Annotated in this window: 19 protein-coding genes; 13 read left to right on the top strand and 6 right to left on the bottom strand. The window is 69.0% G+C overall.

Annotation, left to right across the window (positions count from 1 at the left end; genetic code table 11):
• Positions 1-29: 29 nt before the first annotated feature.
• From ACWDUM_RS05145 to ACWDUM_RS05160, 4 genes are all read left to right on the top strand, one after another.
• Positions 30-1,142 carry an acyl-CoA dehydrogenase family protein gene (locus tag ACWDUM_RS05145; RefSeq protein WP_450133119.1) on the top strand — a complete coding sequence of 371 codons (1,113 nt, stop codon included), beginning with the start codon at positions 30-32 and terminating at the stop codon, positions 1,140-1,142.
• 143 nt (positions 1,143-1,285) lie between these two features.
• On the top strand, positions 1,286-2,017 hold the full coding sequence (locus ACWDUM_RS05150; RefSeq protein ID WP_450133120.1) for an esterase/lipase family protein: 732 nt from the start codon (positions 1,286-1,288) through the stop codon (positions 2,015-2,017).
• 16 nt (positions 2,018-2,033) lie between these two features.
• On the top strand, positions 2,034-3,323 hold the full coding sequence (locus ACWDUM_RS05155; RefSeq protein ID WP_450133121.1) for a lipase family protein: 1,290 nt from the start codon (positions 2,034-2,036) through the stop codon (positions 3,321-3,323).
• A 65-nt stretch (positions 3,324-3,388) separates the two neighbouring features.
• Positions 3,389-5,011: a long-chain-fatty-acid--CoA ligase gene (locus tag ACWDUM_RS05160; protein WP_450133122.1), complete on the top strand. Its 1,623-nt coding sequence runs from the start codon at positions 3,389-3,391 to the stop codon at positions 5,009-5,011.
• Between the two features lie 122 nt (positions 5,012-5,133).
• On the opposite strand, the gene ACWDUM_RS05165 is transcribed toward ACWDUM_RS05160, so the two are convergent.
• The 3 genes from ACWDUM_RS05165 to ACWDUM_RS05175 form a co-directional block, all read right to left on the bottom strand.
• A complete protein-coding gene (locus tag ACWDUM_RS05165) occupies positions 5,134-6,564 on the bottom strand; it encodes an NAD(P)-binding protein (RefSeq protein WP_450133123.1) in 1,431 nt (476 codons plus the stop codon).
• 125 nt (positions 6,565-6,689) lie between these two features.
• The gene (locus ACWDUM_RS05170) at positions 6,690-7,805 is read right to left on the bottom strand and encodes an NAD(P)H-dependent flavin oxidoreductase (RefSeq protein ID WP_450133124.1); all 1,116 of its coding nucleotides are present in this window, start codon (positions 7,803-7,805) and stop codon (positions 6,690-6,692) included.
• Positions 7,805-9,457: an acyl-CoA synthetase gene (locus ACWDUM_RS05175; RefSeq protein WP_450133125.1), complete on the bottom strand. Its 1,653-nt coding sequence runs from the start codon at positions 9,455-9,457 to the stop codon at positions 7,805-7,807. The genes ACWDUM_RS05170 and ACWDUM_RS05175 overlap by 1 nt, the downstream gene beginning before the upstream one ends.
• A gap of 79 nt (positions 9,458-9,536) precedes the next feature.
• Here ACWDUM_RS05175 and ACWDUM_RS05180 point away from each other — a divergent pair, with 79 nt between their 5' ends.
• Together ACWDUM_RS05180 and ACWDUM_RS05185 are read left to right on the top strand one after the other, a co-directional pair.
• Positions 9,537-10,361: a crotonase/enoyl-CoA hydratase family protein gene (locus ACWDUM_RS05180; RefSeq protein ID WP_450133126.1), complete on the top strand. Its 825-nt coding sequence runs from the start codon at positions 9,537-9,539 to the stop codon at positions 10,359-10,361.
• A 114-nt stretch (positions 10,362-10,475) separates the two neighbouring features.
• Positions 10,476-10,928 (top strand): PPOX class F420-dependent oxidoreductase, encoded by a 453-nt coding sequence (locus ACWDUM_RS05185; protein WP_450133127.1) that lies wholly within the window; start codon positions 10,476-10,478, stop codon positions 10,926-10,928.
• Positions 10,929-10,945: 17 nt separating this feature from the next.
• Here ACWDUM_RS05185 and ACWDUM_RS05190 read toward each other — a convergent pair whose 3' ends face one another.
• Both ACWDUM_RS05190 and ACWDUM_RS05195 read right to left on the bottom strand, forming a co-directional pair.
• Positions 10,946-11,596 carry a superoxide dismutase family protein gene (locus ACWDUM_RS05190; protein ID WP_450133128.1) on the bottom strand — a complete coding sequence of 217 codons (651 nt, stop codon included), beginning with the start codon at positions 11,594-11,596 and terminating at the stop codon, positions 10,946-10,948.
• Positions 11,597-11,708: 112 nt separating this feature from the next.
• Positions 11,709-12,749: an LLM class F420-dependent oxidoreductase gene (locus ACWDUM_RS05195; protein WP_450117233.1), complete on the bottom strand. Its 1,041-nt coding sequence runs from the start codon at positions 12,747-12,749 to the stop codon at positions 11,709-11,711.
• An 85-nt stretch (positions 12,750-12,834) separates the two neighbouring features.
• Between ACWDUM_RS05195 and ACWDUM_RS05200 the strand changes: the two genes are divergently transcribed.
• Genes ACWDUM_RS05200 through ACWDUM_RS05220 form a run of 5 tightly spaced genes read left to right on the top strand, consistent with a single transcriptional unit; the run spans position 12,835 to position 17,390 of the window.
• Positions 12,835-13,806, top strand: a complete 972-nt coding sequence (locus ACWDUM_RS05200) for a Zn-ribbon domain-containing OB-fold protein (protein WP_450133129.1) — start codon at positions 12,835-12,837, stop codon at positions 13,804-13,806.
• A 14-nt stretch (positions 13,807-13,820) separates the two neighbouring features.
• The gene (locus tag ACWDUM_RS05205) at positions 13,821-14,885 is read left to right on the top strand and encodes a thiolase domain-containing protein (protein WP_450117231.1); all 1,065 of its coding nucleotides are present in this window, start codon (positions 13,821-13,823) and stop codon (positions 14,883-14,885) included.
• On the top strand, positions 14,885-16,060 hold the full coding sequence (locus tag ACWDUM_RS05210; protein WP_450133130.1) for a thiolase domain-containing protein: 1,176 nt from the start codon (positions 14,885-14,887) through the stop codon (positions 16,058-16,060). The genes ACWDUM_RS05205 and ACWDUM_RS05210 overlap by 1 nt, the downstream gene beginning before the upstream one ends.
• Positions 16,061-16,075: 15 nt before the next feature.
• Entirely contained in the window at positions 16,076-16,939 is an 864-nt protein-coding gene (locus ACWDUM_RS05215) for a TIGR03619 family F420-dependent LLM class oxidoreductase (protein WP_450117229.1), read from the top strand.
• 7 nt (positions 16,940-16,946) lie between these two features.
• Positions 16,947-17,390 carry a nuclear transport factor 2 family protein gene (locus ACWDUM_RS05220; protein WP_450133131.1) on the top strand — a complete coding sequence of 148 codons (444 nt, stop codon included), beginning with the start codon at positions 16,947-16,949 and terminating at the stop codon, positions 17,388-17,390.
• Between the two features lie 183 nt (positions 17,391-17,573).
• Here ACWDUM_RS05220 and ACWDUM_RS05225 read toward each other — a convergent pair whose 3' ends face one another.
• Complete coding sequence (locus tag ACWDUM_RS05225; RefSeq protein ID WP_450133132.1) at positions 17,574-18,836, bottom strand: cytochrome P450; 1,263 nt, start codon at positions 18,834-18,836, stop codon at positions 17,574-17,576.
• 163 nt (positions 18,837-18,999) lie between these two features.
• Between ACWDUM_RS05225 and ACWDUM_RS05230 the strand changes: the two genes are divergently transcribed.
• A complete protein-coding gene (locus tag ACWDUM_RS05230; protein ID WP_450116884.1) occupies positions 19,000-20,166 on the top strand; it encodes a steroid 3-ketoacyl-CoA thiolase in 1,167 nt (388 codons plus the stop codon).
• A 7-nt stretch (positions 20,167-20,173) separates the two neighbouring features.
• Entirely contained in the window at positions 20,174-20,638 is a 465-nt protein-coding gene (locus tag ACWDUM_RS05235) for a nitroreductase family deazaflavin-dependent oxidoreductase (RefSeq protein WP_450116883.1), read from the top strand.
• Positions 20,639-20,696 lie beyond the last annotated feature (58 nt).

The following is a 20,696-nucleotide window of genomic DNA, read 5'->3' on the forward strand; positions in this document are numbered from 1 at the left end:
TCCCCAGGACAGCACCCGAAGGAATCATCGTGGACTTCACACCTACCGAGGCCCAGCACGACCTCGAACAACTCACCCGGAGCATCGCCGAGAAGCTCACCACCAACGACCGCCTGCGCGAGCTGGACGCCGCCGAGGACCGCTTCGACGACAAGCTCTGGCAGGCCCTCGCCGACGCCGGCGTGCTCGCGGCGGCCCTTCCGGAGTCGGTGGGCGGCGGCGGATTCGGCATCCTCGAGCAGTGCACCGTGCTGCGTGAGATCGGTCGCCCCCTCTCCCCCGTGCCCTACCTCAGCTCGATCGTCCTCGCCGCCTCGGCGCTCGCCGAGTTCGGCGACGAGGGACAGCGGGATCTGGCCCGGCGGGCCGGCGAGGGCACCGCGTTGCTGACCGTCGCGCTCGCCGAGGAACTGAACTACGACCCGGCACAGCCGGTCACCCGTGCCGATCGCAGTGGCGACGGCTGGGCGATCACCGGCACCAAGATCACCGTCCCCGCGGCCGCGTTCGCGGACGCGATCCTCGTGCCCGCCACCACCCCCGAGGGGGTCGCGGTGTTCGTCGTCGACCCGTCCGCGGCGGGCGTGCAGATCGACCGGCAGTCCACCACCGACTACAGCGCCGAGTCGATCGTCGACCTGTCCGGCGTCGTCACCAGCCAGGTGCTCGGCGGCGTCGAGCGCGGCTCCGAGGTCGTGGGCTGGATCCTCGACCGCGCCGCGGTCGGGCTGGCCGCTCAGCAGCTCGGCACCCTCGAGCGCGCGCTCGAACTGGTCGCCGAGTACGCCCGCGAGCGGGTGCAGTTCGACCGGCCGATCGGCAGCTTCCAGGCCGTCGCGCAGCGCCTCGCCGATGCGTTCATCGACGTCAAGGGCGTGCGATCGACGCTGTGGCAGGCGGCGTGGAGGCTCAGCGAAAACCTGCCGGCCGAGGCGGAGATCCGGACCGCGAAGTTCTGGGCCGCGGATGCCGGTCACCGCGTCTCGCACACGGTGATCCACGTGCACGGCGGAGTCGGCCTCGACCGGGATCACCCGGTGCACCGTTACTTCCTGGCCGCCAAGCACAACGAGTTCGCGCTCGGCTCCGCGACCGAGCAGCTCCGGCGACTGGGACAGGCCCTGGCGGACGTTCCGGCCTGAGCCACATCGACGAGAACGCCCGCGCCGCTCGGAGCAGCGCGGGCGTTCTCGTCGATTCGCCGGTCGATTCGACCGCGCGCCCATACCATTCGGTTCGGTATGGAGGCGTCGGGAGGAGTGCCGTGATCGGGTCGATCCGTGCAATGCATGCACTGTTGGCGACGGTGACACTCGGGGCGGCGATGTCCGGCGTCCCGGCGGCAGCCACCCCGGCGGGCGCCGCGCCATGCGTGCTGCTCGTTCACGACATCGGCCGGGACGCCGCATCCTGGCACACCGCCGCGGATCGGCTCCGTGATCACGGCAGGTGCGCGGTTCCCGTGACGTGGGGCGCACCGGAGGGCACGGACGTGCCGCTGCCCGTCGCGGGGTTGCGCGGAGCCGACGCGGGCGCCGACGACCTGGCCCGGACCGTCACCCGCACCGGAGACGGACCGTACGACGTGATCGCCCACGGCGCGGGTTCTCTTGTGGTGCAGCGCTATCTGCAGAAGTACGGGGCGGCCGCGATCCGGTCACTCACCACTCTCGGGCCGCTCTGGAACGGTACCGAGATCGGCGGGCTGGCCGCCGCCGAGGATGCGAGTCGCGCGCTCGGCACGTACGACCTCGTGCTCGGGCTGGAGAAGCCCGTCGTCGACCCGCTCTGCGCCGGCTGCCGCGAGCCGATCCGCGGTTCCGATCTGCTCCGGGACCTCCACCGCATCGGCGTCCCGACCCCGGGCGTGCACTACACGGACATCGCCACGCACTGCGACGAGCTGGCGCCGCCCGTCGCCGTGGAGGGCGTCACGCTGATCGTTCTGGACCACTGCATCTCGCACTTCGCACTACCCGACGATCCCGCGGCCCTCGAAGCCGCGCTCGGGCGATGAGGACAGGAGCAGTCGAATGCCTCGACACCCGCGCGGACGAACGGTGAACGGCCGCACGATCACCGCGGCGGTGACTGCCGTCGCCGCGGCCGCCCTGACGTTCGGACCTCCGGCCGCCGCCGCACCCCGTGAAGACCCCGGAACCCACACCGACCTCTATGACCCGCCGAACCCACTGCCGGCAGGCGAGCCGGGAGACGTCCTGCGCGTCGAACCGTCCGTGGCGGCCGTCGTTCCCGGTACGCCGGCCGTGATCGACGCGACCGTCACCCGCGTGATGTACCGCAGCGTGGGGGCGGCGGGGACACCCGTCGCCGTCGTCGGGACCGTGCTGGTTCCGACCGCCCCCTGGTCCGGTGACGGCCCGCGGCCGACGGTCGTGCTCGGCCCCGGCACCCAGGGCCAAGGCGACCAGTGCGCTCCGTCGAAACTGATGACCTTCGGACAGGAGTACGAGTACCTCCACATCGTCCCGCTGCTCACTCGTGGCTATGCCGTGGCGGTCACCGACTACGAGGGTCTCGGCACGCCCGGCGTGCACCCGTACCTCAACAGGGAATCGCAGGGCCGTGCCATGCTCGATCTGGCCCGTGCCGCACAGCAGTTGACCGACCACGGCATCGACGAGGGCACCCGCTTCGGATTCTGGGGGTACTCCCAGGGCGGCATGAGTTCCGCCGCCGCCGCGGAACTGAAGGACGGCTACGCGCCGGAACTCCCTGTGGTCGGTGCGGTCGCCGGCGCCCCACCGGCGTCGCTGGCCGATCTCGCGGTCGCCGGGGACGGGTCGACGCTGTCGGGCGGAATCGGCTGGGTGGTCAACGGCTTCGCCGCCGCCCATCCCGAGCACGCCGACGCGATGCTGGCCGTGTTCGATGACGAAGGCCGCGCCGTCCTCGCCCGTGCCGCGAGCTCGTGCGTGTTCGACTTCCCGATGTTGAATCCGTTCCTTCCCACGAACCGGTACACCCGTGACGACCGGCCCATCGCCGAGCACCTGTCGGAGGAGCCCTGGGTCTCGATCGTGAAGCAACAGGAACTCGGCAACATCACACCCACGATTCCGGTTTTCGTCAGCTCGAACGTGAGCGACGACCTGGTTCTCAGGTCGGGCGTCGACACGATGGTTGCCAAGTGGTGCGCCGGAGGCGCTGACGTGGACTACCAGCGCTACGACCTGCCGCCGCTGTTCCCGAAGACCGCCACCGGCCACGCCGTCGGGCTCCTCCCCTCCGCCGCACAGGGCCTGCAGTGGCTCGACCAGCAGTTCGCCGGCGGGCCGACCGGGAGCACCTGCAGCACGTGAGTTGCGATCCCACTGGCTGCGACAGGCACCTGGTCGCCCGCCCTCCCGCTGCCTACACTGCGGACATGAGCAACCCCGCGCCCACGGTGTCCGATCTGCTGCAGCGCCTCCGGGACGACCAGGAGAACGGAATCCTGTTCGAGGACACAGTGATTCCCTGGTCGAAGCACGTCGGCGAGTGCGTCGACACGGCCGCGGCCCTGGCATCGCTGTTGGATCCCGCGGCACCCCCGCACGTGGGGGTGCTGCTGGACAACGTCCCCGAGTTTCCGCTCCTGCTCGGGGCCACCGCGATCGGCGGCACCGTGCTGGCCGGGCTGAACCCGACCCGTCGCGGCGCCGCGCTGGCCGGGGACATCGCCCGGTCGGACTGTCAGGTCGTGGTGACGGACTCCGAGAAGGCCCGGCTGCTCGACGGCCTCGACCTCGGGGATGTCCGGCTGCTCCTCGTGGACACCCCCGAGTGGGACGCCCTGCTCGCCGCACACCGCGGCAGCCCGGTGCCGGACGTGACGCCGGGACTGGACGACCTGTTCATGCTGATCTTCACCTCCGGCACGAGCGGTAACCCGAAGGCCGTCCGCGTGACGCACAAGATGGTTGCCGGACCGGGCGTGATGCTCTCGCAGCGCTTCGGCCTGACCTCCGCCGACACCACCTATGCGTCGATGCCGCTGTTCCACTCCGGCGCCGTCATGGCGTGCTGGGCGATCGCCCTCGCCGCGGGCGGGAACTTCGCGCTGCGGCGCAAGTTCTCGGCGTCAGGATTCCTCCCCGACGTGCGCCGGTTCGGAGCCACGTTCGCGCACTACGTCGGCAAGCCGCTCGCCTATGTGCTGGCCACCCCCGAACGGTCGGACGACGCCGACAATCCACTGAAGATCGTGTACGGCAACGAGGGCTCGCCGTCGGCGATCGCCGAGTTCGGCCGCCGGTTCGACGTCCGGGTCGTCGACGGGTTCGGGTCCACCGAGGGCGGCGTCCTGATCTCCCGGCTGCCCGGCACCCCGCCCGGCGCCCTCGGCCCGCTGCCGGAGGGTATCGCCGTGCTCGATCCGGAAACCGGAACCCCCTGCCCGGTGGCCGAATTCGATTCGGCAGGGCACATCACCAACGCCGACAAGGCCACCGGTGAGCTGGTCAACACCACCGGCACCGGCAGCTTCGCCGGGTACTACAAGAATCCCGAAGCCGAGGCCGAGCGGGTCCGCGACGGCCAGTACTGGAGTGGTGACCTCGCGTACGTCGACGGCGACGGCTACGTGTACTTCGCCGGCCGCAGCTCCGGCTGGATGCGGGTGGACGGCGAGAACCTCGGCACCGCACCGATCGAGAACATCCTCGCCCGGCACCCGCGGGTGGTCGAGGTCGCGGCGTACGCGGTGCCCGACCCGCAGGTCGGCGACCGGGTGGCGGTGGCCGTCGTCGCCGCGGACGGGTTCGACATCGACGAGTTCGCCGAGTTCCTCGCCAAGCAAGGCGATCTCGGACCGAAGCAGCTGCCGAGCTTCGTGCGGGTCACCGACGACCTGCCGAAGACCGCGACGTACAAGGTGCTCGGCCGGTCCCTGAGTGCACAGCGCTGGAACTCGTCCGACCCCACCTGGTTCCGGGCCGCCGGCTCCACCGCCTTCGTACCCGTCACCGCCGAGTTCGCCGCCACACTGGACGCCGAACTCGACCGCTGATCGGGACCGAGGGTCGTCGCTGTGGGTGACGCCCGACGTCTCGAGGAACCCGGTCACCGCCACGAACGGAATTTCCAAGCCAGACGAAGAGGTCCGGCAGGCCACCAGGGACGCTGGGCACCTCACGGAGCTGCGAGCGGACGATCCATGTCGTCACCGTCGCCGACCGCGCCGGACAGCAGCTCCATCAGCCTCGCCACCCCCGGCCGCACACAGTCGGTGTAGCGCGCCAGCGCATCCCGGATCTCGGGTTCGTCGCGGCGCCCCCGCACGCCGCGTTGATGGTTGAGGCGGGACCGTTCCAGCCAGTCCACGACATCCGGCTCCTTCGACCAGGACCGCTCGGCCGTCATCTCGGTGAGCTTGCCTCGCACCCAGTCGAGCGGGACGTCGGGCAGTCGGTTCGTCGGGCAGAGGCGGTTCTTCTCCGCGACCTCTCGACCCGACGCCTCGACGTAGCCGACGAGCGCCGCATTGAACGGGATCAGCCCGGGACGGACCGGCTGCAACGTTATCCGGCCCGGCTCGAAGATCGGAAGGGCCGGAGCCGGATTCAGGCCGGCGGCAGCGCAGTGCACGTACAGGTCGTCGGGATCGGCGGGGACGGTGCCCTCGTCGAGTTCGACGGCGTGCGAGTCGACGCGGCGCACGTGACCGAGCCGAACGACGTCCTCGATCCGGCGAAGCTCGTCGACCTCGGCGGTGCTGGTCGTCGCCATCTTGAGCATCGTCGGCGTCACCGTCCGGTCGACGCGCAGGAGGAACCCGCGCTCCTCGAGCCCGGTGAACAACTCCCCCAGCGACGTCGCGTTCGCCGCGGCCTGCATCTGCCGTGCCCCTCCGTCGACGATGCGCCCGACCAGATCGCCGTTCTGCACGAAATACCGATTCACGAACCAGGATTCGCGTGGCTTGACCCACCGGATCAGCTCCGGCGCGACGCCGACTCCGAGCAGCCACACGCACGCGTCGATCGCGGTTTTTCCCGCGCCGACGATCACGTACCGGCCGGGTGGCGCCGGCACCGACACGAGCTCGCCCACCGGGATGCAGCGAACACCGGGTGCGACGTCGAAGGGCGGCGGAGTCGTTGCCGGTACGGACGGCGACAGGTACCTGGCGTCGACCACCGCTGCGCGGACGGTGACCTCGTACCGATCGCCCGTCGCGCGCGAGACGAATCCGTGGTCGCCGTCGTACTCGCACAGCGGGTGGTAGCGGACCGCGCCGGACGGCACCAGGTGCGAGTGCATCACCCGGTCGTAGTAGCCGCAGATCTCGGGGCCGGTCGCCCGCTCGTACATGCCGGCGTTCAGGCCGGTGACGTCGATGGCGTCGCCACCGAGCGGCAGTGAGTTCACACCGTAGAAGGAAGACGGCTGGTGCAGTCGCACGAACGGGTAGGCGTCGAGCCAGTGCCCGCCCGGCGCGTGCCGCCGGTCCACCACGATGACGTCGGCGGAACTGTCCGCCGTGAGCGCATCCGTGAACGCCATGCCCGCCGCGCCTGCTCCGATGACGAGGTAGTCGGTGTCGAGGGTGTGCGTCGCCATGCTGCTCGCCTCCCGGCCTCACCATCCCACCGGCGTACCCGCTTGTCCATTGCATACAGGTCAGGGCCGGGCACGATCGCTCGTGCCCGGCCCTGCCCGGTGTGGTCCTACATGTGTGGGTGGTGTCAGCCGCCCAGCTTGTCCAGCCGTGCGACGGTGGCCTCGAACTCGGCGACCAGATCGGCCATCGTGTCCGCGACCGGGCGGATCTCGTTCATCCGGCCGACGATCTGACCGGCGGGCATCGCGACGACGTCCGGGTTCTCGGCGGCGGCGATGCGCTGGTGCGCCTCCGCGACCAGGATGTTCTGCAGCGGCATCGGCAGCGCGTCGGGCGCACCCGGTGCCGACCAGGCGTCGGTCCACTTGGTCTTGAGCAGCCGGGCCGGCTTGCCGGAGTAGATCCGCGACCGGACGGTGTCGCTCGACGTCGCCGCCAGCAGCGCCCGCTGCGTGGCGGACGTACCGTCCGCCGCGCTGCCGAGCCGGTACTCGGCGGCGGTGAGCCAGTACGAGCCCATCCACACGCCCTGTGCACCGAGCGCCATCGCCGCGGCGACCTGACGGCCGCTGCCGATGCCGCCTGCAGCGAGGACGGTGGCGGAATCGCCCACCGCGTCGACGATTTCGGGAACCAGCACCATCGAGGCGATCTCGCCCGTGTGCCCACCGGCCTCGTAGCCCTGCGCGATGACGATGTCGACACCGTTCTCGACGTGGCTGCGGGCGTGACCGACCGCGCCGGCCAGCGCGGCGACCGGCACCCCGTGCTCGTGCGCCTCGTCGATGATGTCCTTCGGCGGGGAACCGAGCGCATTCGCGATCAACGCGGGGCGGTGCTTGAACGCCACGTCGAGCTGTGCCCGGGCCACCGAGTGCAGCCAGCCGAGGACCCCGGTGGCGTGCTCGACGTCGTCGGACAGGGGCGGCACCCCCAGCTCCTCGAGGGTGCGGTTGACGAACGCGCGGTGCTCGGCCGGGATCAGCTTGTCCAGGTCCACGGCGGTGCCCTCGGTGGGCACCTTGGCCGGCATCACGACGTCGACGCCGTACGGCTTGCCGTCGGTGTTCTCGTCCATCCAGTTCAGGGTGGCCTCGAGCTCCTCCGGATCGTTGAACCGGACGCAGCCGAGCACGCCGAGGCCGCCGGCCCGCGACACCGCCGCCGCCACGTGCTCGGACGGGGTGAACGCGAAGATCGGGTACTTGATGCCGAACTTCTCGGCAAGAGTGTTGTGCATCAGGAGTTTCCGTTGCCGTTCGTGTAGTGATCGTCCGCGTCGCGGGACTCGGTCTGCGCGGTGGCCCACTTGTAGTCCGGCTTGCCTGCCGGCGAGCGCTTGATCTCGTCGACGAACCACAGGCTGCGCGGCACCTTGTAGCCGGCGATCTCCTTGCGGGCCGCGGCCACGATGTCGTTCAGGCTCGGGCGGGCGCCGTCACGCGTGGCCACGACCGCGGCGACCCGGTTGCCGAAACGCTCGTCCGGGACACCGACGACGAGGCAGTCGAAGACGTCGGGATGCGTCTTGATCGCGCCCTCGACCTCCTCCGGGTAGATCTTCTCGCCGCCACTGTTGATCGAGACGGAGCCGCGGCCGAGCATCGTGACCGAGCCGTCCTCCTCGACGGTGGCGTAGTCGCCGGGGATCGAGTACCGGACGCCGTTGTACACCTTGAAGGTCGCGGCGGTCTTGGCCTCGTCCTTGTAGTAGCCGAGCGGGATGTGGCCGTGCCGGGCGAGCAGGCCGACCTTGCCCGAGCCGGGCTGGATCTCGTTGCCGTCGTCGTCGAGGACGACGGTCGCGGCGTCGATCTTCACCCGCGGGCCGCCGGTGTGGGTGGCACCCTTGGTCACCGTGCTCAGACCGCCGAAGCCGGTCTCGGAGGAGCCGATGGAGTCGGTGATGTAGCGGTTGGGCAGCAGGTCGAGGAACTCGTCCTTGAGCGCAGGCGAGAACAGCGCCGCGCTGGAGGCCATCACGTACAGGCTGGAGAGGTCGTACGGCTCGCCGGTCTCCGGGTTGCCCGCCTTCAGCGCGTCCAGCATCGGCCGGGCCATCGCGTCACCGGTGATGAAGATGAGGTTGACCTTGTGGCGGTCGATGACCTGCCACACCTCGTGCCCGTCGAACTCGGGGTGCATCACCAGGGTGCCGCCGCCGAACAGACTGTGGAACACCGCGGACTGCGAGCCGCCGTGGATCATCGGCGGGATCGGGAAGCGCACCATCGCCGGGCTCGCGGCACCGACCTTGGCCAGCTCCCACTCGTCCTCGACGCGTTCGCCGGTGACGAAGTTGACGCCGCCGCCGAGCACCCGCCACCAGTCCTCGTGACGCCACATGACGCCCTTCGGCATGCCGGTGGTGCCGCCGGTGTACAGCATGAAGATGTCGTCGGGGCTGCGCTCACCGAAGTCGCGCTCGGGCGACCCCTCGGACAGGGCCTGCTCGTACTCGACGCCGCCGAAGGACGAGTAGTCCAGGTCGGTGCCGTCCTCGACCACGAGCACGGACTTGACCAGTGGCGTGTTCGGCAGCACGTTCGCGACCTTGTCCACGTACCTGCGCTCGACGACGAGCGCGGCCATGTCGGAGTTCTCGAAGATGTACTGCAACTCGTTCTCGACGTAGCGGTAGTTCACATTGACCATCACCGCGCGGGCCTTGAACACGGCAACCATGGCCTCGATGGCCTCGATGGTGTTGCGGCTGTAGATACCCACCTTGTCGCCCGGCTTCACGCCGTGATCCTGCAGGTAGTGAGCCAGACGGTTGGTCCGCTCCTCCAACTGCGCGTAGGTGATCTCGCGGTCGCTGTCCAGCAGCGCCACACGCTCGGGGTTCAGGTCGATGGAGTGCTCGACAAAGTCTGCGATATGAAGGGCCACGCCCAACAAAGTAGAACGTGTTACCGTTTCATGCAAGAGTCAATTTGAGACCCAACTCACACGCATTCGGGAGCTACAAGTGTCCTCCACCACAGCCGAAATTTCCGACGTTTCGGACAAGTCCGCACCCTGCCTCGTGGAGAAGCGTGGTCACGTCCTGATCGTCACGATGAACCGTCCCGAGGCGCGCAACGCGCTCTCCCAGGAGATGATGGCGATCATGACGCAGGCCTGGGACCAGGTCGACAACGATCCCGAGATCCGCGTCGCGATCCTGACCGGAGCCGGCGGCACGTTCTGCGCGGGCATGGACCTCAAGGACATGAACAAGAACGCCCCCGGCGACAAGTTCGCCGGCGGCGGCTGGGACCTGACCAAGCTCCCCGCCCTGCTCAAGGGTCGGCGCCTGACCAAGCCGCTGATCGCTGCGGTCGAGGGTGCGGCCATCGCCGGCGGCACCGAGATCCTGCAAGGCACCGACATCCGGGTCGCCGGCGAGAGCGCCCGGTTCGGAGTGTCCGAGGCCAAGCTGGGCCTGTTCCCGCTCGGCGGGTCCGCGGTGCGCCTGGTCCGGCAGATTCCGTACACCGTCGCCGCCGACATCCTGCTCACCGGCCGCACCGTCCCGGCCGCCGAGGCGAAGGACCTCGGCCTGATCGGGTACCTCGTCCCGGACGGCGAGGCACTGACCAAGGCGCTCGAGATCGCCGACCGGATCGCAGCCAACGGACCGGTCGCGGTGCAGGCGATCCTCAAGACCATCCGGGTCACCGAGGGCATGCACGAGGAGGATGCCTTCAAGCTCGAGGCCGAGATCGGCGCAGGTGTGTTCGCGAGCGACGACGCCAAGGAGGGCCCGCGCTCGTTCGTCGAGAAGCGTGCCCCGAAGTTTCAGGGCAAGTAGCCCACACCACCGGGTACCGACACGGCCCGTCGTCGCACTCGCGACGGCGGGCCGTGTCCGTCGGATCGGTTGACACCGCGGAACAATCGCGGCGGCACCCGGGTTGTCGCCCACATGAACACCGACGCCGATCCCCGACTGCTCGACCTCGTCGCCGCCCACGCCCGGGGTGTGCTGACCACGATCAAGCGCGACGGCAGGCCGCAGCTGTCCAACGTCGTCTACGCCTGGGATCCGGAGACTCGCACGGCGCGGGTGTCGGTCACCGCCGACCGCGCCAAGACCCGCAACGCAGCCCGTGACCCACGCGTCTCGCTACATGTGAGCGCGGGCGACTTCTGGTCGTACGCGGTGGTCGAGGGTGACGCCGAGCTGACCGCCGTCGCCACCGACCCGCACGACGCCGCCGCGGACGAACTCGTCGACGTCTACCGCCGGGCGACGGGCACCGAGCACCCGGACTGGGAGGAGTTCCGCCGCGCGATGGTCGCCGAACGCCGTCGAGTGCTGCGCATCCACACCCGCCGCGTGTACGGCATGGCCGAACTCCCGCCGCCGTCGGCCTGACCGCGCTGTGCGCAACCTCAGAAGTCCTCGTTGACACAGGCGAGACGATCGCCGGCAGTCCCGGCCTGTCCGGGGCCGGTCATGGTGTGGTGCGCGTGGAGCACGACCGACTTGGCCTCGTTGTCGCGGAACACCCAGTCCACGGTCGTGGACGCCTGGGCGTCGCCGTTCGCGTCGGTCGTGATGTCGAGCCAGACCTCGTTGCGGGGATTCGCGTAGGCGGGATCCGTCGAGGGCTTCTCGGCGGTGGCCGCCGGGTCGACCTGGTTCTGGTAGTGCGGCCCGGAGTCCGACGGCCGCGGCCCACACGCGCGCGTGTGCGCGTGGACGCCGAAGTCCCGGTTGGCGGCCAGTCCCCTCGCACTGAGCGTGACCGTCGTGCGGCCGTTCTCCTCTGTGGATTCCACGTCGACGGAGGACCCGACGGGGACCGCGGCGACGTCGTACGTGAACGCGTTGTCCTCGACACCCCCGGGACCCGGCGACCCGAAGACGTAGCCACTCTCCCCCGGAGCCGCCGGGGGGAGGGCGGCGGTCGTGGTTTCGAGGGCCGTGGGCGGCGTCTCCACGGTCCGGGGACCTTCCGTGGAGCCGTTGTTGCCGCACCCGGCGGCGAGGAACGCCGTCAGGGACGCTCCGGCGATCAGGGTCGCGCGTCGTGTGTTCATGACTCCGGGTTGCCCGTGACCGGCACCGCCAAACCACCCGGGACCCCACGCCGATCGGGAACCGGAGAGGGCGGGCCCGCTCGCGGGCCCGCCCTCTCTGCTGTCGATCGGCTCAGGCCGGCGTGACGACCTCGACGAGCTGGTGCATCTGCTCGACGTCACGGCAGGTGACCAGGAGCATGGTGACGCCGGCGTCCTCCCACACCTTCACCTGCTGACGGACCTCGTCGAGGTTTCCGATGATCATCGTGTCGGTGACCATGTCGTCCGGCACCATCGCGACCGCTTCCTCCTTGCGGCCGGACAGGAACAGCTTCTGGATCTCCTTGACCTCCTCGCCGTAACCCATCCGGGTGTACACCTGGGCGTGGAAGTTCAGTTCCGCGGCGCCCATGCCGCCGACGTACAGCGCGGTGATCGGCTTGAGCCGGGCGATCTCGGCGGCGCGGTCCTCGGTGACGACGACCTGGCACGTCGCGGCGATCTCGAAGTCCTCGCGGCTGCGGCGGGCACCCGGTCGCGCGAAGCCCTCGTCGAGCCACTCGTTGTACATCGGCGCCAGCCGCGGCGTGTAGTAGATGGCGAGCCAGCCGTCCGCGATCTCCGCGGTGAGCGCCACGTTCTTCGGCCCCTCGGCACCGAGCCAGATGGGCAGGTCCGCGCGCAGCGGGTGCGTGATCGGCTTGAGCGGCTTGCCCAGACCCATCCCGTCCTCGCCGCGGTACGGCAGCGGGTAGTGCGGCCCGTCGTTGGTCACCGCTGCCTCGCGCGCCAACACCTTTCGGATGACGGAGACGTACTCACGGGTGCGCGCCAACGGCTTCGGGAACGGCTGCCCGTACCAGCCCTCGACGACCTGCGGTCCGGACACGCCGAGGCCGAGGATCGCGCGACCACCCGACAGGTGGTCGAGGGTCAGCGCGTGCATCGCGGCATTGGTCGGCGTCCGGCCGGAAAGCTGCGCGACGGAGGTGCCGAGGCGGACCCGCTCGGTGCTCGAACCCCACCACGCGAGCGGCGTGAACGCGTCGTTGCCCCACGATTCCGCGGAGAACACGGCATCGAAACCACAGCGGTCGGCTTCTGTAACGAGTTCCTGCGCGTTGGCGGGCGGCTGCGCACCCCAGTATCCGAGTTGCAACCCCAGCTTCATTTGCGTGCCTCCGTGTTTTCCCATATCCGCCGCACTTCTTCAGTGACTCTTGCCACAGTAATAAGAACCTGTTCTACTCGAATCCGTGACCCCTGAAAAGACCCAACCGGCCGACCAGCCGCTGAGAGCACCGCTTAATCTCAAATTCGACTACACCCGATCGGTCGGACCGACCATCGGTGCGTTCGTGACCGGTCTCCGTGACCGGAAGGTCGTCGGCGCCCGCGGTTCCGACGGTCGCGTCCACGTGCCGCCACCCGAGTTCGACCCGGCCACCCTCGAGCCGATGACCGATTTCGTCGACGTCTCGGACACAGGCACGGTCGTCAGCTGGACCTGGATGCCCGATCCGATCGAGGGTCAGCCGCTGAGCCACCCGTTCGCGTGGGCACTGGTCAAGCTGGACGGCGCGGACACGTCGATCCTGCACGCCGTCGACGCCGGATCGGCGGAGGCGATGAGTACCGGAATGCGGGTGCGGGTCCGCTGGGCCGACGAGCGCACCGGGCACATCCGCGACATCGCGTGCTTCGAACCCGGTGAGAGCGAGTCCACGCCGGCTCCCGCCGGCGGCGACCCGGTCACCGACATCGTCACCCCGATCGACCTGCACTACACGCACACCGCGTCGTTCGAGGAGTCGTACTACCTGCGTGGCCTGATGGAGGGCAAGGTCATCGGCGGCCGCACCGACGCGAACGGCAAGGTGTACGTCCCACCGCGCGGCGCCAACCCGACCGACGGTGTCCCCACCAAGGAGCAGGTCGAGGTCTCCGACAAGGGCACCATCACCACGTTCTGCATCGTCAACGTCCCGTTCATGGGCCAGCAGATCAAGCCTCCGTACGTGGCCGCCTACGTGCTGCTCGACGGCGCCGACATCCCGTTCCTGCACTTGATCCTCGACGTCGACGCCACCGAGGTCCGGATGGGCATGCGCGTCGAGGCCGTCTGGCGGCCGAAGGACGAGTGGGTGTACTCACTCCGCAACATCTCCCATTTCCGCCCGAGCGGTGAGCCGGACGCGGACTACGACACCTACAAGCACCATCTCTAGGAGCCGGTAAGACCATGACAGACATTGCAGTCGTCGGCTTCGCACAGGCCCCTCATGTGCGCGAGACCACCGGCACCACCAACGGCGTCGAGATGCTCGTCCCCTGCTTCCAGCAGTTGTACGCGGAGCTGGGAATCACCAAGTCGGACATCGGTTTCTGGTGCTCCGGCTCGTCCGACTACCTGGCCGGCCGGTCCTTCTCGTTCATCTCCGCGATCGACTCGATCGGCGCCGTGCCGCCGATCAACGAGTCGCACGTCGAGATGGACGCCGCCTGGGCGCTGTACGAGGCCTGGGTCAAGATCATGACCGGCGAGGTCGACACCGCACTCGTGTACGGGTTCGGCAAGTCCTCCGCGGGCAACCTCCGCCAGATCCTCGCGATGCAGATGGATCCGTACGTCGTGGCGCCGCTGTGGCCGGACTCGGTCTCGGTCGCGGGCCTGCAGGCGCGGCTCGGTCTCGATGCGGGCAAGTGGACCGCCGAGGACATGGCGGAGATCGCCAAGCGCAACCGCGCGGCCGCCAAGAACAACCCGAACGCCCAACTCTCCGGGGACGTCGACGTCGAGGCGCTGCTGGCGTCCGAGTACGTCGCGGATCCCCTGCGGGCGCACGACTGCGCCCCGATCACCGACGGTGCTGCCGCGATCATCCTGGCCCGTGGCGACCGTGCCCGCGAGCTCTGCGAGCGTCCGGCGTGGATCACCGGTATCGAGCACCGCATCGACTCCCCCAACATCGGGTCGCGCGACCTGACGGTGTCCCCGTCCACCGCCGCGGCCGCTCGTGCCGCGACCGGTGGTGACGTCTCGAACATCGACGTCGCCGAGCTGCACGCCCCGTTCACACACCAGGAGATCATCCTGCGTGAGGCGATCGGCCTGACCGACGCCACCACCATCAACCCCTCGGGTGGCCCGCTCACCGGCAACCCGATGTTCGCGGGTGGCCTCGAGCGGATCGGCTACGCGGCCCGTCAGATCATGAGCGGTGACGCCCAGCGCACCCTCGCCCACGCCACCAGTGGCCCTGTGCTGCAGCAGAACCTGGTCGCAGTCATGGAAGGACGCAACTAATGGCGAAGCAACTGGCAGCCGTCCTCGGCACCGGCCAGACCTATTACGTCGCCAAGCGGCACGACGTGACGATGGCGGGCATGATCCGCGAGGCCGTGGACCGCGCGATGGCCGACGCCCACGTCGGCTGGGACGACATCGACGCCATCGTCATCGGTAAGGCCCCCGACCTGTTCGAGGGCTCGATGATGCCGGAGCTCGCGATGTCGGACGCACTGGGCGCCAACGGCAAACCACTGCTGCGCGTCCACACCGCCGGCTCGGTCGGCGCCTCGACCGGCAACGTCGCGGCCAGCCTGGTGCAGTCCGGCGTGCACAAGCGAGTGCTCGCGGTGTCCTGGGAGAAGCAGTCCGAGTCCAACGCCATGTGGGCGCTGTCCACGCCGGTGCCGTTCACGATGCCCGTCGGCGCGGGCGCGGGCGGGTTCTTCGCCCCGCACGTGCGCTCGTACATCCGCCGCTCCGGCGCGCCCGATCACATCGGCGCCATCGTCGCGGTCAAGGATCGCCGCAACGGTGCGCTGAACCCGTACGCGCACCTCAAGCAGTCCGACATCACGGTCGAATCGGTGCAGGCGTCCCAGATGCTTTGGGACCCCATCCGATACGACGAGACCTGCCCGTCGTCGGATGGCGCCTGCGCGATCGTCATCGGCAACGAGGATGCCGCGCAGGAGATCCTGTCCGAAGGCCGCAAGGTCGCGTGGATCCACGCCACCGCGATGCGCACCGAGCCGCTGTCGTACGCCGGCCGCAACGTCGCCAACCCGCAGGCCGGCCGCGACGCCTCCGCCGCCCTGTGGAAGGCCGCGGGCATCACCGATCCGCTCACCGAGATCGACGAGGCCGAGATCTACGTGCCGTTCTCCTGGTTCGAGCCGATGTGGCTCGAGAACCTCGGGTTCGTGCCGGAGGGTGAGGGCTGGAAGTTCACCGAGGCCGGCGAGACCGCGATCGGCGGCCGGATGCCGGTGAACGCGTCGGGCGGCGTGCTCTCGTCCAACCCGATCGGCGCGTCCGGCATGATCCGGTACGCCGAGTCCGCGATGCAGGTGATGGAGCGGGCCGGCGACCACCAGGTCGACGGTGCCCGCAAGGCGTTCGGTCACGCGTACGGCGGTGGCTCGCAGTACTTCGCGATGTGGGTGGTCGGCTCCGACCGTCCCACCAACTAGGAGAGGAAGCCGCTCGTGAAGTTCACCGTCGGAATCGCGATGAGTCCGCTCGAGCAGTTGGTGCCGCTCGCGCAGACCGCGGAGGAGTGCGGGTTCGCGAACATCGGTCTGCCGGACTCGCTGTTCTACATGGAGACCGCGGCAGCGGACTACCCGTACACCCCGGACGGCTCCCGGATGTGGAACGCCGAGACCCCGTGGGTGGACCCGCTGGTCGCCGCCGCGGCGATGGGCACCGCCACCTCGACGATCGGCTTCTACACCAACGTCCTCAAACTGGGCTCCCGCAATCCGCTGCTGTTGGCCCGGCAGGTCGGCTCGGTGGCGAACCTGACGAACAACCGCTTCGGATTCGGCGTCGGGATCGGTTGGGCGCCGGAGGAGTTCGAGTGGTGCGGGGTGCCGTACGCGAAGCGCGGCGCCCGCGTCGACGAGATGATCGAGGTCATCAAGTTGGTCCTCGCCGGGGGCATGGTCGAGTACCACGGCGAGTTCTTCGACTTCGATCGGCTGCAGATGAGCCCGGCACCGAGCAAGCCGGTGCCGTTCTACGTCGGCGGCCACACCGGGGTGGCGCTCAAGCGCGCGGCCCGGGTCGGCGACGGCTGGACGTCCGCGATGATGAAGTTCCGGGATCTGGTCGAGACGAAGCGCAAGCTCGACGACCTGCGGGCCGAATACGGCCGGGAGAACGAGCCGTTCGAGATCCAGGCGGTGTGCATCGACCGGTTCGGCAAGGACGGCTACGCCGAGATGGCCGAGGCGGGCATCACCGACGCCATCGTCGTTCCGTGGCTGTTCGACGGGGTCCCCTTCGACGGTCCGCTCGAGGCCAAACAGGACTCGCTGCGCAAGTTCGCCGCCGAGAACATCCACTAGGAGCGAGATGACCGAGACCACCGAAACCCGGGCCGCCGCCGGCGGCGGCGAGCATCCGGCCCTGATCGCCTCGCGCGCATCGCAGTCCGCTGCCAGTGGCAAGCGCAAACAGGAGTGGCTGGACCTGTTCGCCGAGGACGGCTGGGTCGAGGACCCGGTCGGCCCTTCGGGTTTCGACCCCGAGGGCAAGGGACACCACGGCCGCGAGGCGATCTCGAAGTTCTACGACATGACCATCGCGAACACGGACTCGCTCGAGTTCATCATCGACGATCAGTTGCTCTGCGGGAACGAGGTGGTGAACATCGGCCGGATCCGCACGGTGATGGCCGGCGCCCAGGTCGACGCGGAGGGCGTGTTCGTCTACCGCGTCAACGACGAGGGAAGGCTGCAGTCGCTGCGGGCCTTCTGGGAAGTCGAGCGGGCGATGAAGACCCTGAAGAAGCTGTAGACCACAGCAGGACACACGAAGGGCCGCAACCCGGAACGGGTTGCGGCCCTTCGTCATGTCTCCGCGGTCCGACGGCCTGTCAGGCCATGGAGGTCGGACCGTGGAAAGCCAGCAGCGCCGGCGGAACCGTGCGGTTCCACCGGCGCTGCTTCGCGCTCCTGTCAGCTCGCCCTCATCGAGCTGCTAGTGCGCGACCGGGCAACCCCCACCGGTGCCCTGGGTCTTGTAATCCACCTGGTATTCCTTGAGGCCGTTGAGCCAACCGGAACGCAGGCGCCGCGGGTTGGCGACCTCGACGATGTCCGGCAGGAAGTCCGCGATGGCGTTGAAGATCAGGTCGATCTCCATGCGGGCGAGGTTGGCGCCGAGGCAGTAGTGGGCGCCGGTGCCGCCGAACGACAGGTGCGGGTTCGGGTCGCGGAGGATGTCGAACGTGTGCGGGTTCTCGAACACCTCCTCGTCGAAGTTGGCCGACACGTAGTTCATCACCACGCGCTGACCCTTCTTGATCGCGACGCCGCCGACCTCGGTGTCCTCGAGCGCGGTGCGCTGGAAGGCGGCAACCGGGGTGGCCCAGCGGATGATCTCGTCGGCGGTGGTCTTCGGGCGCTCCTTCTTGTACAGCTCCCACTGTTCGGGATTGTCCATGAACGCCTTCATGCCGTGCGTGGTTGCATTGCGCGTGGTCTCGTTGCCGGCCACCGCGAGCACGATCACGAAGAAGCCGAACTCCTCGGCGGTGAGCGCCTCGCCGTCGACGTCCGCCTCGATCAGCGTGGTGACGATGTCGTCGCCGGGGTTGGCCTTGCGGGCCTCGGCGAGCTGGTAGGCGTAACCGAGGACCTCCATGGACGCGGCCGCCGGGTCCATGTCGTTGTCCGGGTCGTCATAGGAGGTCATCTGGTTGGACCAGTCGAACAGCTTTCCGCGATCCTCCTGCGGCACACCGATCAGCTCGGCGATGGCCTGCAGCGGCAGCTCCGCCGCGACCTGGGTGACGAAGTCACCGCTGCCCTCCGCGGCGGCGGCCTTCACGATGGATTCGGCGCGGTCCTGCAGCTCGTCCTTGAGCCCGTTGATGGCGCGCGGGGTGAAGCCGCGGGAGACCAGCTTGCGCAGCTTGGTGTGCTCCGGCGCGTCCTTGTTCAGCAGCACGAACCGCTGCAGTTCGATGGCCTCACGAGGAATGTCGTCGGCGAAGCGCGGGATCGCGGTGTTCTCCCAGGTGGAGAACACGTCGCTGCGCATCGAGACGTCCCGGATGTCCTCGTGTCGGGTGACCAACCAGTAGCCACCGTCGTTGAAGCCACCGACACCGTCGGGCTGCTCGACCCAGTACACCGGCTGGGTCTTGCGGACCTCGGCGAGCTCCTCGACCGGGAGCCGGTGTGCGTAGATGTCGGGATCCGTAAAGTCGAATCCCGCGGGAATGTTGGGCTGTGCCACTGCTGTCTCCTGCCCTCGCGAACCATGTCGCAAAGTGATCTGTAACACGTTCTAATAATATTGAAGCACACCCCCTCGATCTAGGGAAGATCTCACACCAGAGTCCTTGCCGCGCTGGGGAACCTGTTCTACTTTTTGAAGTACAGATGGAAAGGAGCCCGCAGTGGGCACACCAGTAATCGTCGAGGCCGTCCGGACCCCGATCGGAAGGCGCGGCGGCTGGCTGTCCGGCCTGCACGCAGCCGACACCCTCGGTGCCGTGCAGACCGGTCTGCTCGAGCGCGCCGGAATCGACCCCCTCCTCGTCGAGCAGGCCATCGGCGGCTGCGTCACCCAGGTCGGCGCACAGTCCAACAACATCACCCGCACCGCATGGCTCGCCGCCGGACTGCCCTGGCAGGTCGGCGCGACCACCATCGACTGCCAGTGCGGCTCCGCGCAGCAGGCCAACCACCTCATCGCCGGCCTCATCGCCACCGGCGCCATCGAGGTCGGCGTCGCGTGCGGTGTCGAGCAGATGAGCCAGGTCCCGCTCGGCGCGAACGTCGCAGGCGACCACGCGGGTCCGCGCCGCCCCGAGTCGTGGGACATCGACATGCCCGCGCAGTTCGAGGCGGCCGAGCGGATCGCCCGCCGCCGCGGACTTACCCGCGCGGATCTCGAGGTCCTGGGCGTGCAGTCCCAGGCCCGAGCGAAGCAGGCCTGGGACGAGGGCCGGTTCGACCGCGAGGTCCTCGCGGTCAAGGCACCGGTCGTCGACAAGGAGACCGGCCCGACCGGCGAGTGGCAGACCGTCACCCGCGACCAGGGCCTGCGTGAGACCACTGCCGAGGGGCTCGCCGGACTCAAGCCCGTGATGGAGGGCGCCATCCACACCGCCGGCACCTCCTCGCAGATCTCCGACGGCGCCGCCGCGGTGCTGCTGATGGACTCCGACCGCGCCCTCGCCCTCGGCCTCAAGCCCCGCGCCCGCATCGTTTCCCAGGTGCTCGTCGGCGCCGAGCCCGAGTACCACCTCGACGGCCCCGTCCAGGCCACCACGAAGGTCCTCGAGAAGGCCGGCATGCAGATCGGCGATCTCGACCTGTTCGAGATCAACGAGGCCTTCGCATCGGTCGTCCTGTCCTGGGCGCAGGTGCACGGTCCCGACATGGACAAGGTCAACGTCAACGGCGGCGCGATCGCCCTCGGCCACCCCGTCGGCAGCACCGGTTCCCGGCTGATCACCACCGCCCTGCACGAACTCGAGCGTCGTGACGCCTCGACCGCCCTGATCACGATGTGCGCCGGTGGCGCGCTCGCGACGGGCACCATCATCGAGAGGATCTGACGCCGCGATGAACCGCCCACCGTTGCTCGACACGAAGTTCACCCGCTCGATGATCAAGTGGATGTCGAAGTCGAACGTGGTCGCGTATCGGGTGACCGGTGGGCGCATCGGCGGCAAGTGGCGGGTCGGCAGCGCCGCGAAGACGGGGCTGCCGATCTGCCTGCTCACGACGACCGGACGCAAGTCCGGTGAGCCGCGCGTGAGCCCGCTGCTGTTCCTCGAGGACGGCGGGAAGATCGTTCTCGTCGCGTCGCAGGGCGGCCAGCCGAAGAACCCGCTGTGGTACCTGAACCTGAAGGCCGACCCGAACGTGACGATCCAGATCCGTTCGCAGGTACACAATCTCGTGGCCCACGTGGCCGACGACGACGAACACGCCGACCTGTGGCCGAAGCTGGTGGCGATGTACCCGGAGTTCGACGACTACCAGGCGTGGACCGATCGGAAGATCCCCGTCGTCGTGTGCTCGTAGAAATTCCGCGCCCGGTGGCAGACAATGCGAGATGAATCGCGCACTGTTTGCCCAACCG

This window comes from Rhodococcus sp. NPDC003322, from assembly GCF_053589555.1.

Excerpts from the sequence above, each read along its gene's own strand:
- ACWDUM_RS05150 (WP_450133120.1), top strand. The coding sequence starts at position 1,286 with ATGCATGCACTGTTGGCGACGGTGACACTCGGGGCGGCGATGTCCGGC.
- ACWDUM_RS05155 (WP_450133121.1), top strand. The coding sequence starts at position 2,034 with ATGCCTCGACACCCGCGCGGACGAACGGTGAACGGCCGCACGATCACC.
- ACWDUM_RS05160 (WP_450133122.1), top strand. The coding sequence starts at position 3,389 with ATGAGCAACCCCGCGCCCACGGTGTCCGATCTGCTGCAGCGCCTCCGG.
- ACWDUM_RS05165 (WP_450133123.1), bottom strand. The coding sequence starts at position 6,564 with ATGGCGACGCACACCCTCGACACCGACTACCTCGTCATCGGAGCAGGC.
- ACWDUM_RS05170 (WP_450133124.1), bottom strand. The coding sequence starts at position 7,805 with ATGCACAACACTCTTGCCGAGAAGTTCGGCATCAAGTACCCGATCTTC.
- ACWDUM_RS05185 (WP_450133127.1), top strand. The coding sequence starts at position 10,476 with ATGAACACCGACGCCGATCCCCGACTGCTCGACCTCGTCGCCGCCCAC.
- ACWDUM_RS05190 (WP_450133128.1), bottom strand. The coding sequence starts at position 11,596 with ATGAACACACGACGCGCGACCCTGATCGCCGGAGCGTCCCTGACGGCG.
- ACWDUM_RS05195 (WP_450117233.1), bottom strand. The coding sequence starts at position 12,749 with ATGAAGCTGGGGTTGCAACTCGGATACTGGGGTGCGCAGCCGCCCGCC.
- ACWDUM_RS05205 (WP_450117231.1), top strand. The coding sequence starts at position 13,821 with ATGACAGACATTGCAGTCGTCGGCTTCGCACAGGCCCCTCATGTGCGC.
- ACWDUM_RS05210 (WP_450133130.1), top strand. The coding sequence starts at position 14,885 with ATGGCGAAGCAACTGGCAGCCGTCCTCGGCACCGGCCAGACCTATTAC.
- ACWDUM_RS05220 (WP_450133131.1), top strand. The coding sequence starts at position 16,947 with ATGACCGAGACCACCGAAACCCGGGCCGCCGCCGGCGGCGGCGAGCAT.
- ACWDUM_RS05235 (WP_450116883.1), top strand. The coding sequence starts at position 20,174 with ATGAACCGCCCACCGTTGCTCGACACGAAGTTCACCCGCTCGATGATC.